This window comes from Pseudomonas sp. S3_B08 (genome assembly GCF_054667725.1).
Genome location: NZ_CP162750.1, coordinates 1,899,464 through 1,914,047, shown reverse-complemented (window position 1 = coordinate 1,914,047; position 14,584 = coordinate 1,899,464). Strand labels below are relative to the sequence as shown.

Annotated in this window: 15 protein-coding genes; 5 read left to right on the top strand and 10 right to left on the bottom strand. The window is 60.4% G+C overall.

All coding sequences use genetic code 11. From position 1 onward, the window contains the following. Positions 1-13 precede the first annotated feature (13 nt). Positions 14-2,065: a 2Fe-2S iron-sulfur cluster-binding protein gene (locus AB4N73_RS08850; protein WP_310216071.1), complete on the bottom strand. Its 2,052-nt coding sequence runs from the start codon at positions 2,063-2,065 to the stop codon at positions 14-16. Between the two features lie 284 nt (positions 2,066-2,349). Between AB4N73_RS08850 and AB4N73_RS08845 the strand changes: the two genes are divergently transcribed. Both AB4N73_RS08845 and AB4N73_RS08840 read left to right on the top strand, forming a co-directional pair. Further along, positions 2,350-2,979 carry a glutathione S-transferase family protein gene (locus AB4N73_RS08845; RefSeq protein WP_252886230.1) on the top strand — a complete coding sequence of 210 codons (630 nt, stop codon included), beginning with the start codon at positions 2,350-2,352 and terminating at the stop codon, positions 2,977-2,979. A 370-nt stretch (positions 2,980-3,349) separates the two neighbouring features. Then, complete coding sequence (locus tag AB4N73_RS08840; RefSeq protein WP_252884246.1) at positions 3,350-4,270, top strand: LysR family transcriptional regulator; 921 nt, start codon at positions 3,350-3,352, stop codon at positions 4,268-4,270. 27 nt (positions 4,271-4,297) lie between these two features. Here the strand turns inward: AB4N73_RS08840 and AB4N73_RS08835 are convergent, their stop codons facing one another. Together AB4N73_RS08835 and AB4N73_RS08830 are read right to left on the bottom strand one after the other, a co-directional pair. Then, positions 4,298-5,074, bottom strand: a complete 777-nt coding sequence (locus AB4N73_RS08835; protein ID WP_252884245.1) for an alpha/beta fold hydrolase — start codon at positions 5,072-5,074, stop codon at positions 4,298-4,300. A gap of 155 nt (positions 5,075-5,229) precedes the next feature. Then, entirely contained in the window at positions 5,230-6,135 is a 906-nt protein-coding gene (locus tag AB4N73_RS08830) for an AraC family transcriptional regulator (protein ID WP_056786101.1), read from the bottom strand. A gap of 125 nt (positions 6,136-6,260) precedes the next feature. Between AB4N73_RS08830 and rclC the strand changes: the two genes are divergently transcribed. Together rclC and AB4N73_RS08820 are read left to right on the top strand one after the other, a co-directional pair. After that, positions 6,261-6,836, top strand: a complete 576-nt coding sequence (gene rclC / locus AB4N73_RS08825; RefSeq protein ID WP_252886228.1) for a reactive chlorine resistance membrane protein RclC — start codon at positions 6,261-6,263, stop codon at positions 6,834-6,836. 30 nt (positions 6,837-6,866) lie between these two features. After that, positions 6,867-7,094, top strand: a complete 228-nt coding sequence (locus tag AB4N73_RS08820; RefSeq protein WP_258706714.1) for a DUF2790 domain-containing protein — start codon at positions 6,867-6,869, stop codon at positions 7,092-7,094. Between the two features lies 1 nt (position 7,095). On the opposite strand, the gene AB4N73_RS08815 is transcribed toward AB4N73_RS08820, so the two are convergent. Both AB4N73_RS08815 and AB4N73_RS08810 read right to left on the bottom strand, forming a co-directional pair. Beyond that, entirely contained in the window at positions 7,096-8,337 is a 1,242-nt protein-coding gene (locus AB4N73_RS08815) for an MFS transporter (protein ID WP_460143279.1), read from the bottom strand. 118 nt (positions 8,338-8,455) lie between these two features. Continuing rightward, on the bottom strand, positions 8,456-9,586 hold the full coding sequence (locus tag AB4N73_RS08810) for a lactonase family protein (protein ID WP_460143278.1): 1,131 nt from the start codon (positions 9,584-9,586) through the stop codon (positions 8,456-8,458). Between the two features lie 278 nt (positions 9,587-9,864). On the opposite strand from AB4N73_RS08810, the gene AB4N73_RS08805 reads away from it, so the two are divergent. Then, positions 9,865-11,157, top strand: coding sequence for an Nramp family divalent metal transporter (locus AB4N73_RS08805; protein ID WP_460143583.1), 1,293 nt, complete (start codon positions 9,865-9,867; stop codon positions 11,155-11,157). Between the two features lie 42 nt (positions 11,158-11,199). On the opposite strand, the gene AB4N73_RS08800 is transcribed toward AB4N73_RS08805, so the two are convergent. The 5 genes from AB4N73_RS08800 to folE form a co-directional block, all read right to left on the bottom strand. Then, positions 11,200-12,003, bottom strand: a complete 804-nt coding sequence (locus tag AB4N73_RS08800) for a DUF1206 domain-containing protein (protein ID WP_110645324.1) — start codon at positions 12,001-12,003, stop codon at positions 11,200-11,202. Positions 12,004-12,129: 126 nt separating this feature from the next. Further along, positions 12,130-12,435: a DUF6482 family protein gene (locus AB4N73_RS08795; RefSeq protein ID WP_016774774.1), complete on the bottom strand. Its 306-nt coding sequence runs from the start codon at positions 12,433-12,435 to the stop codon at positions 12,130-12,132. Between the two features lie 14 nt (positions 12,436-12,449). Further along, on the bottom strand, positions 12,450-13,160 hold the full coding sequence (locus AB4N73_RS08790) for an SDR family oxidoreductase (RefSeq protein WP_125927069.1): 711 nt from the start codon (positions 13,158-13,160) through the stop codon (positions 12,450-12,452). Further along, entirely contained in the window at positions 13,157-13,699 is a 543-nt protein-coding gene (locus AB4N73_RS08785; protein WP_122746185.1) for a DUF3833 domain-containing protein, read from the bottom strand. Before AB4N73_RS08785 ends, AB4N73_RS08790 begins: the two co-directional genes overlap by 4 nt. Positions 13,700-13,744: 45 nt before the next feature. Further along, positions 13,745-14,302 carry a GTP cyclohydrolase I FolE gene (folE, locus tag AB4N73_RS08780; protein ID WP_136493318.1) on the bottom strand — a complete coding sequence of 186 codons (558 nt, stop codon included), beginning with the start codon at positions 14,300-14,302 and terminating at the stop codon, positions 13,745-13,747. Positions 14,303-14,584: the final 282 nt, after the last annotated feature.

The window sequence follows — 14,584 nt, the reverse complement described above, 5'->3', positions numbered from 1 at the left end:
ACCTCCTCAACATTCAAACATCCAGCACCAGGGTGTCGCTGCCCTGCGCCGGGGCGGCGCAGCAGATCAGCACTTCGTCATCCGCCAGACGCATGGCCGGCGGGGTGAGGTAATGCACCTGGCCGCTGGTAAGGCGGGTTTTGCAGGTGCCGCACGAGCCGCCGCGACAGCTGAACTCAGGATTCAAGCCACGCGCCTCGGCCAGTTCCAGCAAGGTGCCGCTGCCCGGTTCCCAGCGTGCTTCCTTGCCGGACGTGGCAAACAGCACCTTGACCGGCTCTTCCGCGACCGGCACTTGCGGCGGCGCCGGGGTGCTGATTTCGACATCGCGGATCAGCGTCGACGGGCCGAAGGTTTCGGCGTGGATGCGATCGTCGGGAATGCGCATTTTGCGCAGGCCGTCGTACAGCGCCTGGGTAAAACTGCCCGGGCCGCACAGGTAGAAATCGTAGTCATCCAGCGGCAGCAGGCTTTTCAGCAAGGCGATGTCGATGCGCCCGGCATGATCGTAACCATGCGCTGTTGCTTCCAGCGGCGGCTGGCTGACCACGCGCAGCACCTTGACCTTGTCACCGGCGCGTGCAGCCAAGGCGTCGATTTCTTCGCGAAAGGCCAGATCCTCGACGGTGCGACTGCTTTGCACCACCCAGGTCGGGCGCATGCGGCTGATGCGTTTGCCCTGATAGACCACCTCGCGCAGCATCGACAGCAACGGCGTCACCCCAACCCCTGCGGCCAACAGCACCAGTGGCCGGCGTTCGGTGGCGTCGACGGTGAAATCGCCTTGCGGCGCGCGGGCTTCGATCAAGTCCAATGCCTGAACGCGATCATGCAGATGCGAGGATACCGAGCCATCGCGTTTGACGCTGATGCGCAGGAACTCGTCCGACGGCGCGCTGGACACGCTGTAGGTGCGGATCGACGCGGCATCCTGACCGTCGAGCAAGACCTTGATCGGCAAGTGCTGGCCCGGTTCGAAGCGCGGCAGGCCGAAGCCGTCGTTGGCTTGCAGGTAAAAAGAACGGATCTGCGGACTCTCATCGACCACCCGCGTGACGTGCAGCGCGCGCCATTGATTGCGCAGCGCCTCGGCCTGCAAACGCTCGCGGGTCTGTTCCCAGCTGCCGGTCATTTGCGAATTGGGCGAGTCGCCTTGCGGCTGCTCGGCCCAGCGCAGTGGCAGCGCGGCCTGACGGTAAACGATGCGCTGCGGCCTGAAGCGCCACAGACGTTCGGCACCCTGGAACGCGGCGATTTGCGGATCATCGAGCAGCACTTCCGCGCTACCGGTCATCTGCAACAGATCGCCGCTTTCAAAATCGATGAAGGTCAGCCCGGCGCGCGGGTTGAGCAGGATGTTGCCCAGGGTGTTGAAGAACAGATTGCCGGAGAAATCCGGGATGGTCAGGGTGCCGTCCTCGTCCATATGGACGAAACCGGATTTGCCGCCGCGATGGGACACATCGACTTGCCGCTCACCGTCGCGCACCACGTAAGTGGCCACGTAGAACGAATCGGCGGCGGTGATCATGTCGCGCACCAAGGGTTCGCTGACAGGCAGGTCGAGCGCGGTGTCGGTGGTTTCGTCGACGAACGCGTAATGGCGCAGATTGATGTAGCGCGGGCAGTTGCCGTAAGCCTGTGTCACGCCGATCTCGAGGCTGTTGTCAGCGCGGCGGCTGATGTTGCCGTTCATGCGATTGCGCCGACGGGTGTGCAGCTCGATGCCGAGCATGCCGATCGCGTCGCCGGGCTGCAGGCCTTGATTCGCCGGATCGTTAGGCTGGGCGTCGAGTTTGATCTTCAGAACCTGTGGCGACGGCGAATCCATGAAGCCCGGTTGACCGGTGCGCAGCGTCGCCCACGGGTCGCCCTGGCCATCAACGGCGCCGAGCACGACGAAGGGCAGTTGCGCGTAGAACTCGCGGTGCTGATCCGGCATCCAGTCGCGGGCCAGTTGCCGCTGGCCGACACCAACCATCATTTCCACCGCGCCGACGGCACGTTGCAGGGTCAGCTCACCTTCATGCCAGGGCGAGGGCTGCGGTTTCGACGCTGTGTCCATTTCGATTCTCCTCGGGTGCAAACGGGCCGGTGAGCCGCCAGGGGCTGAAGCTCAAGTGGGCTCATGTTCGCCCTCGGCCGGTTGCGAGGGAATGGCCAGAAACTGCAATCCACTGTTTCACGCGGTGAAATGATCCCTACGCGCGCCTAAGGACGAGGATGATTATTTCACTGGCTGAAATGCTCGATTGTATTTGCTGAGGATTCCGCGATTTGCGGCAGGGGAGCAGGATGAGCCCATCGACACGATCAGCGGGTCGACCTCAAAAAATCCAGGAGCACGTCATGTCTCAGTCAGCCGTCAAACTGTATCGTCATCCGTTGTCCGGCCACTCGCATCGCGTCGAGTTGATGCTGTCCCTGCTGGATGTTCCGACCGAACTGGTGTTCGTCGACCTGATGAAGGGCGCACACAAAACCCCTGAATTCCTCGCCCTCAACCGTTTCGGCCAAGTGCCGGTGATTGACGACAACGGTACGGTGCTCGCTGATTCCAACGGCATTCTTGTTTATCTGGCGAGCAAATACGGCAACGGCCAGTGGCTGCCGAGCGATCCGGTCGAACAAGCCAAGGTGCAACGCTGGTTATCGGTAGCTGCCGGGCAGATCAGCTCCGGCCCGGCCACGGCGCGCTTGATCACGGTGTTCGGCGCCGGTTACGACGCAGCTGATGCGATCAAGCGTTCCCATGCGTTGTTGCAGGTGATGGAAGACGAGTTGGCCAACAGCGCATTCCTTGCCGGCGACAAGGCAACCGTCGCCGATGTGGCCGCCTACACTTACGTCGCCCACGCACCGGAAGGCAATGTCTCACTTGAGGATTACCCGAATGTGCGGGCGTGGCTCGGGCGGGTCGAGGCGCTGCCGAAATTCGTCGGTATGCAGCGCACAGCGGTGGGCCTGCAAAGCGCTTGATATCAGCGCACGCCAAAAAACCTTGTGGGAGCGGGCTTGCCCGCGATAGCGGTGGGTCATTCAACGGTGATGTTGACTGACAGAATGCCTTCGCGAGCAGGCTCGCTCCCACGGGTTTGGCGTCAGCTGTCCCATCCATGCATTGGAAGACACTGTCTCGCTGGAGGAATATCCGAATGTGCGGGCGTACTGGCGGGAGTTGAAGCATTGCCCAAATTTAACTCTGTACACCAAACCCTGTGGGAGCGAGCCTGCTCGCGAAAGCGGTGTGTCATGCAACGGTGATGTTGACTGACGGAAAGCTTTCGCGAGCAGGCTCGCTCCCACATGATTTCACTGTGTTTTCGAGGTTTTTTACAGGTCCCCAGCTATGGATCGTTTTCAGGAAATGCGCATGTTCCTGGCCGTGGCCGAGGAGGGCGGCTTTGCGGCGGCGGCCCGGCGCTTGAACACCTCGCCCCCCAGCGTCACCCGCGCCATTGCCGCGCTGGAACAACGCATCGGCACGCGTCTGTTGTCGCGCACCACGCGCAGCCTGCACCTGACCGAAGCCGGGCATCGTTATCTGGACGATTGCCGAAGAATTCTGTGCGACGTCGACGAAGCCGAAGAGGCGGCCGCCGGCAGTTACCGGGTGCCGTGCGGGCACTTGAGCGTGACCGCGTCGGTATTGTTTGGCGAGTTGTTCATCGCGCCGTTGCTGGCGCAATACGTCGATGCGTTTCCTTCGGTGCATCTGAAGGCTTTGCTGGTTGATCGCGTGGTGAATATGGCGGAAGAGGGTATCGATGTCGCCGTGCGCATCGGCCATTTGCACGAGAACAATCAGCATGCAATCAAGGTCGGCGAGGTCCGTCAGGTCATCTGCGGCACCCCCGATTACTTCGCCCGCTATGGCCGACCGCAACATCCGAACGAGCTGAACCGCGCCAATATCGTCATGTCGTCCGCCAGTCATTTGCTCAGCGATTGGCAATTCGCCCATGCCGATGGCCCGTTGAGTTTTCGCTTCGAGCCGCGTCTGGTGGTCACCGCGAATCAGGCGGCGATCAACATCGCCAGTTCCGGTTGGGGCATTACCCGGGTGCTGTCTTATCAAGTCGCCAGCCAGGTCGCGGCCGGTGAACTGGAATTGGTGTTGCAGGCATTTGAGCCGCCGGCATTACCGGTGCAACTGGTCTATCTGAAACATCCGCGCGTACCGGCGAAGGTGCGCACGTTTGTGGATTTTCTCAGCGAGCGGCTGCAACACCACCCAGCGCTGAAAGCCGTGAACAGGGTTCACGGCTAAGGCTTCAAGGTTCAACTCAGCGCTGGATCACTTCCCGGCCGCAGCGGTTTCGATCAGGCTGGCAACGGCTTTCGGGTTGGACACCATCACCACGTGCGAAGCGCCTTTGACCACGACGGTCTGCTTGGAGTGCGCGCGCTCGGCCATGAACGCCAAGGCTTGCGCCGGGATGTTCTTGTCCTGGTCACCGTAGACGAAGTACGACGGCACGGTTTTCCATGCAGGCTCGGTGGCGGCTTCGTTGAGCGCGGCGACGGTCACCGGGCGCTGGGTGGCGGCCATCAACTTCGCATCTGCCGGGGAAACATCGGCTGCGAACTGCTCATGGAATTTGTCCTGCTGGATGTACAAATCCTTGCCACCATCGGCCAGCTCAACCGGGGCCGACAGGGTCGGGCCAAGGGTGCTGCCAGGGAAACGCCCGGACAGCTCAGCGGCGGTTTCACCCTTTTCCGGTGCAAAAGCTGCGACGTACACCAGCGCTTTGACATTGGCATTGCCGTAAGCGGCTTCACTGATCACCGGGCCACCGTAGGAGTGGCCGACCAGTACCACCGGAGTTTTCACGCTGGCCAGCACATCCGCCACCGATTGCGCATCACCCTTGACCGAGCGCAGCGGGTTGGCAGCGGCGATCACCGGATAGCCATCCTTCTCGAGAATCTTGACCACGCCGTTCCAGCTGCTCGAATCGGCGAAGGCACCGTGCACCAGCACCACGGTGGGTTTGACCGGCGCGGCGAACGCAGCGGTGGCGCCGAACATGGCGGCGGTAAGGGCGAGGGTTGCGAAGACTTTGTTCATGGTGATGTCCTGTCGATTGGGTGGGGCATGAATGGAAGCGACAGTGGTATTTAGCGCGCTAAATGTGTCAGTTGTGTGTGCGCACGGCCGAACTTCGCATGAGTGTGTATCTGGGGCGGCGAAAGCTACACGCTGATACAAAGCGATCCATTCAATCAGATCGCGCGGCGGACTTTGCCCGGGGCCTCGCCGTAGATTTCCTTGAATTTCTTGCTGAAGGCAGCCTGCGACTGATAGCCGACCTGCACGGCAATGTCATTCAGGCCCAGATGCGAATGGCTGAGCAGACTGAACGCCAGCTCCATGCGCAATTGAGTCAGCAGCACCCACGGCGACACGCCAGCGACCCGGGCGAAGGTGCGCATGAACGTCGCGCGGGACATGTTCGCGGTGTCGGCCATGGCCTCGATGGTCCATTCGTGCGCCGGGTCGGCCAATATCGCCTGACAGGTGCGGCCGAGGCGCTGGTCGCCGAGCAGCGCCAGGGTGCTTTTGTCGTGATCGGCACGCGCCAGGTGCGCACGCAGGATCAAGGTGAACAACGCTTGGGACAGTGAGTCGAGGAGGAACCGTGCACCCGGCTGTTCGCTGTCGGCTTCGCTGCGCAACAGCGCAATCAGGGCGGTCAGCGGCGCATCAATCGGTAAGCCATCGTTGGCAATCAACAGGTAATCGGGGAGGGCGGCGAACAGCATCGATGCGCGGTTGTAATGAAAGCCACCGCAAAGCATGTCCAGATCGGCGCTCGCGCCACCCAGCCGATAGATCGGCAACACCCCGCCGGGAATCAGCGTTGGCAGCATTGGCGCTACATCTTTACCGCCGCTGTGCAGCACATGCGGCGTGCCCCGTGGCAACAACAGAATATCGCCGGCGCGCATCGCCAGGCGTTGTCCGCTGGCCAGTTCTACCCGGCACTCACCTTTGAGCACGACGTGATAGGGCGCCTTGCCCAAGGCTTCCTGTTGATGATCGCGCGCCCAGTCGCCCTGGAACTGGCAGCGCAGATCAAGACTGCCGCGCACGTTGGCCAGGCTGATGAGCTTATCGAGCGAGTTCATTGGCACCCATCACGAAGGAATCCGCAAAGTTGAGACGATTGAGCAAGACGTTGAGCATGACCGACAAAAGCGCGATTCGATAGCACCGCAGACTGACTCCACTTTCATTGATCTGGAGACGTCGCATGTTCACCTCAATCAACGCCGGACTACAACAGCTCGGCAAACTCGATCGCCTCGGCATCCCGCTGATGCGCGTGGCCATCGCCATCGTGTTCCTGTGGATCGGCGCGTTGAAATTCGTCCCGTACGAAGCCGACAGCATTACGCCTTTCGTCGCCAACAGCCCGGTGATGTCGTTCTTCTACGAACACCCGCAGGACTACAAGGCGCACCTGACCCATGAGGGCGAGCTGAACGCCGACAAGCGCGCCTGGCAGACCGCGAACAACACCTACGGCTTTTCCACCGGGCTTGGCGTGGTGGAAATTCTCATCGGTCTGCTGGTCCTGTCCAATCCGCTTTCTCGCCGTACCGGCCTGCTCGGTGGCGCGCTGGCGTTCGCTACGCCGCTGGTGACCCTGAGCTTTCTGGTTACCACGCCTGAAGCCTGGGTCGCTGCGCTGGGTGATGGTCAGCACGGTTTTCCCTATCTGTCCGGTGCCGGACGCCTGGTGCTCAAGGACGTCCTGATGCTCGCCGGAGCGCTGCCAATGATGGCCGATTCCGCGCGCCAATTGCTGACTGAACGTCAGGCCTGAATTCCCCATCCTTTATAGAGAGATCACACCATGAAACCGTTTTTTGCTTTGGCCCTGGCCATCCTCGCCGGCAACGTGTTCGCCGCCACCGAACCTGCACAGACCGGCGTGCCACTGGACATCGCCAAAACCATCAGCATCACCGACACCAGCGCCGCCTGCGGAATTGTTCCGGTGGAGGTCGTCTATGAAGACAGCCACGGTCAGCGGCATGTCGCCACTTACAGCGTTTTAGGCAATGGCTGCGGTGGCGATTAGCTCAGGTTTGGCCCATAACCGCAGCGGACTCGATTTTCTCAGTCCGCTGCAGCGTTTCCGGGACACCGATCAACAGCAGCAGGAACGCTGCCGCTGCGACTCCGGCGAGGGTCAGGAATGCCTCGCTGTAACCGGCGGCCTCAACGACAAAACCGGCCAGCCCGTTGCTCAGCGCCGCGCCCAGGCCAAACGCTGTGGTCAGCGCGCCAAGGCTGACATTGAAATGCCCGGAGCCGAGGGTCAGATCCTTGACCATTACCGGGAACAGCGCGCCGAACAAACCAGCGCCGACACCGTCGAGCAACTGCACGGCGACCAGCCAGTACGGATCATCCGAGAAGGTGTAGAGCAAGCCACGCAGCGGCAGGATCAGAAAACCCGCCAGCAATAACGGTTTGCGCCCCCAGACATCGGCTTTCGCGCCGGCCAGCAACGCCATTGGCACCATGACCAGTTGCGCGGCTACGATGCACGCCGACGTCAGCGGTGTGGCCAGGTGCAAATTCGCTTGGGCGAGTTTCTGGCTCACCAGCGGCAGCATCGCCGCGTTGGCCAAGTGGAACAGCGCGCAGCACAGGGCAAACATCAGCAACGGACGATTGCTCAGCAGTACCTTGAAGCCGGACGGCTGATGGCTTTGATCGCCAGGCTGCAACCCGCGTGCGACGTCATGATCAATCGCCTCGGCCGAGACGAACAGCACGGCAATCACGCTGGCCAGCGCCATGACCGCCATCAGATAAAACACCGCCACCGGACCGAACAGATAGGCAAACAAACCGGCCAACAACGCTGCGCACGCGTTGCCGGCGTGGTTGAACGTCTCGTTGCGACCGGTGCGCCGGGTGAATGCTCGCGGGCCGGTGATGCCCAGGGTGATCGCGGAGATGGCCGGGGCGAAAATAGATGCTGCCGCCGCGCTCAAGGCTTGGGTCAACGCCACCAGACTGAATGAAGTAATGAACGGCAGCACCAGGCAACTCGCCGTCACCAACAGCGCGGCGATGATGACCAGCGCACGTTTCGCCCGGCTGCTGTCAACCAGTGCACCGGCCGGTGTCTGCGTGATCAGTGCAGCGATACCGGCGAGAGTCATGACCACGCCGATGCTGGCCGGGTCCCAGTGGTGCACGGCGAGCAAGTAGATGGCGAGGTACGGCCCGAGGCCGTCGCGGACATCGGCGAGAAAGAAATTCAGACTGTCCAGCGAACGGTTGTTGCGGCGATCGAGATGGCTGATCACGGGGGGCAGTCTCTTGAAAGTGAGGTCTGCGAAAATGTATCAACCTCGGCAAACCTAATGACCGAAGCGGCGGGGGATTAGTTGCAGAACGGCGGAGCAGTTGCTGCTCCGCAGATATTCATGCGTCAGGCGTTTGCAGGACTTCGATCCATAACGCGCCTTTGCCGGAGGCCGCTTCACCGACACGCTTCAGCGCGCCATCCTTGCTCACCGCGTACGTACCGACCTTGGCGCTTTTCTCGCCCGTCACCAGCAGCCAGTGGCCATCGGGGGAGAAGGCGATGTTGCGTGGTTGCTGTTCTTGCACGGGGTAGTTGTCGTGAAACGTGAGTCCTCCTGATGCCGGATCCACGGCAAATGCCGAAACGCTGCTGCTGGTGCGCTCACTCATCAGCAGCAGTTTTCCATCCGGCGACATGCGCAGGTCGGCAGCCCAGATGCGCGGGGTCGGGTCGTCTTTGAGGTCGTTGTTGCGCGCATCACGGACTTCGCCGTGGGCCAGTTGCAAACGTTCGGGAATGCCGTTGGCCACAGCGATTTGCGTTAACGCGCCGCTGGCGTCGTCGATTGAAAACGCGGTCACGGTGCCGCTCATTTCACCGACAACGTAAAGGAATTTGCCGTTCGGCGAGAACGCCAGGTGCCGAGGGCCGGTGTTGTCCGGGACGCTGACCGAGCCGTTGCCGATCGGGCTGAGCTCGCCAGTCTTGGCATCCAGGCGATATTGCAGCACCTTGTCGGTGCCCAGGTTGCCGGCGTAGGCAAAGCGATTGCTCGGCTCGGTGCGAATCGAATGGGCATGCAGGCCGGTCTTGTAGCGAACGATATCGGCGGAAGGTTGCTGATCCTCGCCGATCTTCTGAACGCTGAGGGTGTCGGCGCCGTAGGACGCGGCGAGCAGGTAGCGACCTTTTCGATCGGTCGACAGGTAGGCCATGCTCTCTGCCAGGGGCGCTTGGGTGAATTTTGTCAGGCGACCGCTTTGGCGATCGATCCGGTAACCCAGCACCTGAAAGGGTTTGACGCGCAAGGCTGCAAACAGCACCTTGCCATCCGGGGAGAGAGCCATGGGATTGACCTGATCACCGGCCTGAATCTGCTCAACGAGGGTGAGCGCGCCATTGCTCTGATCAAGGCGATACTGCGAGATCAGACCGTCACCGGGGCTTGAGATGTAGGCATAGGTGGCGGCATTGGCCGTCACGCTCAGGGTTGAAGCGAGCGCAGCGATTGCGATGGTTCTTTTCATCATTTCCGGCCTTATTGTTGTTGTGATCAGTCATCCTATGAGTGATTGGCTAAGGCTTCAATGTCTATTTCATGGAGCTGGAACGTCGCTTAGCCTAGTTTTATAGACGCGTATTAGAGGATGTTGATCAACAGAAATGATCGAGCAGTACGGTAATCAGCGAGTTGTGAAACATTTTTACATACTCTCCTGTTAGCGTTGTTGTACGACATCCTACCTAATGTGCGCACTGCATCAATTCTCACAAAAACAATAACGGAGATACCCCTATGACGAGCATGGCTCCACTCGATCATCAGGCCGCTGCGAAACCGCAAAACCTGTTCCTGCGAACGCTGAAACTGCTCGGCCCCGGCATTATCGCCGTGCTGTCGTGGCTCGGTGCGGGTGACCTGATCACATCCTCCGTGGCCGGTGCGAACTACGGCTACGCCATGATGTGGGTGCTGGCGGTCTCGCTGTTGCTCAGGTACCTGATCGTCAACATCATTGCCCGTTTCCAGCTGTGCAATAACCAGGGCATGACCATTCTGCAAGGCTACGCCCAGCTCAACCCAGTGTTTGCCTGGTTCATGCTGGTTTATGCCCTGTTGATGGGGCACTTGATGAACGCCTACATGATCAAGGGGGCAGGGGAGTCGCTGGCGATGCTGTTCAAGATCGATCAGCCATTGCTGTGCTCGGTGGCGGTGGTGCTGGCGGTGTGGATGTTGGTCGGGCGCAACATCTACACGATGATCGAAGGCGTGATGAAGCTGCTGCTGGCGATCATGACCCTGGCGTTCATCGCCCTGGCGGTGATGTCCGGCCCGGATGTCAGCGGCATCATCAAAGGCACCATCGGCTTCAGCATTCCGCCGGACGAAGGCGTGCATGGCGCGTTGCTGGTGGCGGTCTCGGTAATCGGCGCGGTCGCCGGCTCGATCGCCAACTTCGTGCACCCCTATGTCATGCGCCAGAAAGGCTGGACCGGGCCGCAGCACAAGCGCATTCAGCGTAACGATCTGCTGTTTGCGGTGTTCGTCGGGATCATCATCAACCTGGCGATCTGGATTGTCGGCGCGGAAATCCTGCGGCCCAACGGCATCGAGGTGAAAACCTTGGGCGATCTGGGCAAGGCGCTGGAAATCTTCTTCGGCCCGATCGGCTGGTACGTGTTCTTCATCGGCGTGTTCGCGACCTTGTTTGCCAGTATTTCAGGCAAGACCACGGCGTTTCCGATGCTGATCACCGATGCCTTCCAGCATGTTCGTCCTGAGCGCCGCGAGAAGTACGGCAAAGAGTTCCATCACGACCCGATGCACAAGTGGTTCATGCTGTTCATCCTGGTCACGCCGCTGATCTGGTCGATGCCGGGCATGCCGGATTTCGTCACCCTGACCATCGGTGTCAGCGCGTTGAACATCATTGGTTTGCCAGTGATTTCCCTAGGCTTGCTGATCATGTCCAACCAGAAATCGTTGCTGGGCAAGCAATACCGCAACAACCTGTTTGAAAACATCGCGCTGTTGTTTGCCACCGGGCTGGCGCTCTGGGTAGCGTTTCAGTTGGGCGTTGATCTGTTCACTTGATGACGAAAAGTCGAGGGGGCACACGCCCCCTCGAATCGCCGCTTACAACGGCACATCCATTTCGATCCGGCGCCAGGCCGCTTCGGAAAAGCTGTACACCGAAAACGCGATCAGCCCCAAGGCCATCAGCATCAACAGCACACCGCCTGCCGGCAGATTCTGCAAAGCATCCAGCGCTTCCTTCATGCCGGGTGGATTGGTCGCTTGATAAACCGAGCCACTGACCGCCATCAACAGCGCAATCTCGATAAACACCACGCCTCGGGCGATCAAGCCAAAGCGCGACACCGGGCGCACGTAGCGCATCACTTCGTCATCTGCCTCGAAGTATTTCTCGAACGTGGCCTTCCAGCCTTTGATGATGTGGGCGATACCGACACCCAGCGGGATCAGCGCGATCAGGTAGATCAACAGGTTCGAATGCTCGAACGACAGCAGCTGCGCAAGCAGATCCTTGGTCTTGCCATCCCCGGAACCGCCCGAGCTCCTGAGGCCACTCACCAAGAGGCCCAAGGCAAAGAAGGCCAGCGCCGCGTTGACCAGACCGCCGGCGAGCAAACCTGCGCGAATGACCAGACCTTTGAACTCGCTGCCGTGGTGGTCGACATCGCGGATCGCTTGCAACGCACGCCACGCGGCGAAGGCCAGCAGGCCGGCGACCACAACACCGATCAGCACATAGCCGAATGGCTGACTGAGTAATGCTTCGAGGCTCTTGTGGCTGTCTTTCGGTTTGGTGGAGTCGTGCGCTGCCAACAGCGCGAAGATACCGATAATCAGATACAGAACACCGCGCGCGGCGTATCCGCCTCGGGCAAGCAGGACAAGCGTGTGTTGAGTGGACATGGGGTTTACTTCCAGGGAATCGATGTGAAGCAGACCCGTGGACGGGACAGGGGTTCGATAAATGCGTCGCCCTTGGGCGACGCGCGCCTTATCAGCCTGCCATTCAGTGCTCGCCGCGCTTGAGCCTCATAAAGGCGTGGTCAGCGAAAACGGAATGCGCAGCTCTTCAACCGGCCCTGAATCCCGACCGCACATTTCGTCGTGCACGCATTGTTGCACCAGTACGCAGGGAAACGCCGGCACGGTTTGCAGCAAGTCGCGCAGGTGGGTGATCGAACGCAGGTGCATTGGCTTGGCCGCGTCATCGAGCAAGGTGAACTGGCCTTGATCCACGCGAATCCTCGCCAGATAAAAACCACCTTCGAGTGACAGCAGCTCCAGTTCGCGAACTTCACTGTTGGCCGCACGTTCGGTGAGGGTTTGCAGATTCATGCTTCACTCCTTGCCTACCAGGGCAGGCGTTCTCCATCGTAGGCGAAGAAATGGCCGCTATCGGCCGGCGTCAGCGTGTCAATCAGACTCAGTAATTGCGCAGCGGCAATGTCTGCCGGGCGGGCGCTTGCGGCTCCGCGAAAAGGTTGCGACAACGGCGAGACCACCGTGCCCGGGTGCAGGCTGAGCAAGCGACTCTGCGGTCGCGTGCGCGAAAGCTCGATGGCGGCGGTCTTGATCAGCATGTTCAGCGCAGCCTTGGAGGCGCGATAGGCGTACCAGCCGCCCAAACGGTTGTCGCCGATGCTGCCGACTTTTGCCGAAAGCATCGCCATCGCGCCTTGAGGTGCAAGCAATGGCAGAAAGTCGCGCAGCAGCAATGCAGGCCCCAGCGTGTTGACTTGAAACACGGCCTGCAGCGACTCGGCTTCGATTGCGCTGTAGCTTTTTTCCGGCTTGATCCGGTCACGATGGAGGAGGCCGGCCGCGTGAATGATCAGGTGAAAGGGCGCTTCGCCTGCCAGTTCGGCGGCGGCGCTGGCGATCGTTTCGGGCTGCTCGAGGTCGAGCTTCGGCACAGTTTTGCGTCCCAGCGTACGGACGCTGGCGCAGCGTGGATCCTGCTTCAAATGTTGGCAAAACGCCGTGCCGAGGGCGCCACTGGCGCCGATCACCAAGGCGCGATAACCGTCGCCGAACGAGGCCAGGGTCAACCCACTGCTCATGGGTTCGCTCCAGCGTTCTGGCGCCGGAAGAACACCGTCACCTGACCGACTTCGAAACCCCACTTGGACATACGGGTGCGGTTGATCAACGTGTCTTCGTCGACCAGGTACATCCAGTCGTCCATGCTCATCTCGTAGGTCGAATCATCAACTGGCAGGTTCAGGCGATAACGCCAGTGGAAGGTGTTGCCTGCGATCTGGCCCTGAGCAACTCCGACCACATCATGCGCGCGACCGCTCCACTGACCATTGCCCCCGGGAGTGAGGGTCCAGACTCGGCGTTCACGGGTGCCGTCGCTGTAACGGAAGCGCTCGTCGAGGATCAGGTTTTCACCTTCACGACGGCTGGCGATATCAACCTCGAAACGCTTGACCACTTCGCCGTTGCGTTTCTGAAACATCCCCCAGGCTTTGACGGGCTGGCTGAAGAACTGCTCCAGACTCAATGCCGGTTGCTGATCCGCATAACGAGCAACATCGACACTGCCGCAGCTTGCAATGCTGAGCGCCAGTCCTAACAGCAGCAGAAATCGGGTCATCTTCCTACTCCTTGTGCTTGTACAGTTAACAGGCTGTGTATAGGCCTAGCGCCGGCCGATGAGCTGGAGAAATTCCTGCCGCGTCGTCGAGCTGTCGCGAAAGGCACCGAGCATGACCGAGGAGGTCATGATCGAATTCTGCTTCTCGACACCGCGCATCATCATGCACATGTGCCTGGCTTCAATAACCACCGCGACACCGGCAGCATCGGTGATCTGCTGGATCGCCTGAGCAATCTGCCGAGTAAGGTTTTCCTGGATCTGCAGGCGCCGCGCGAACATGTCGACCACCCGCGCCACCTTCGAAAGCCCCAACACCCGGCCAGTGGGGATATACGCCACATGCGCCTTGCCGATAAACGGCAGCATATGGTGCTCACACAGCGAATAGAGCTCGATGTCGCTGACGATCACCATCTCATCGCCCTGCGACTCGAACAGCGCACCGTTGGTGACGTCTTCCAGGCTCATCGCGTAACCGTTGCACAGGTATTGCATCGCCTTGGCGGCGCGCTGGGGCGTGTCCAGCAAACCCTCGCGTTCCGGGTTCTCACCGACGCCAACGAGGATTTCACGGTAATGGCTGGCTAGTAGTGGGCTCATTCGGGTTACTCGTGGCGGTGCGGGTTAAGGACACAGTCGGGTGAAAAGGTTGTACGCATACAGGTTGGCTGTATAGGTTTTATTCAAGATAGGCCGAAAAAAATCAACTGACAATGAATCGGTGATTTTTTTGTGCGGGTTTGGGATTTCAGGCAGGACAAACCTGGGGTCAGGTTTGGTGAGCGGCTTGCGTGGCGCCGATGTGCGGGCGTCTCAGCTCATAGCTGCCGGTGGCGGATGGCAGCTATCGGCCAGAGCGTACGCCCAGCGAACTTTTTTCAA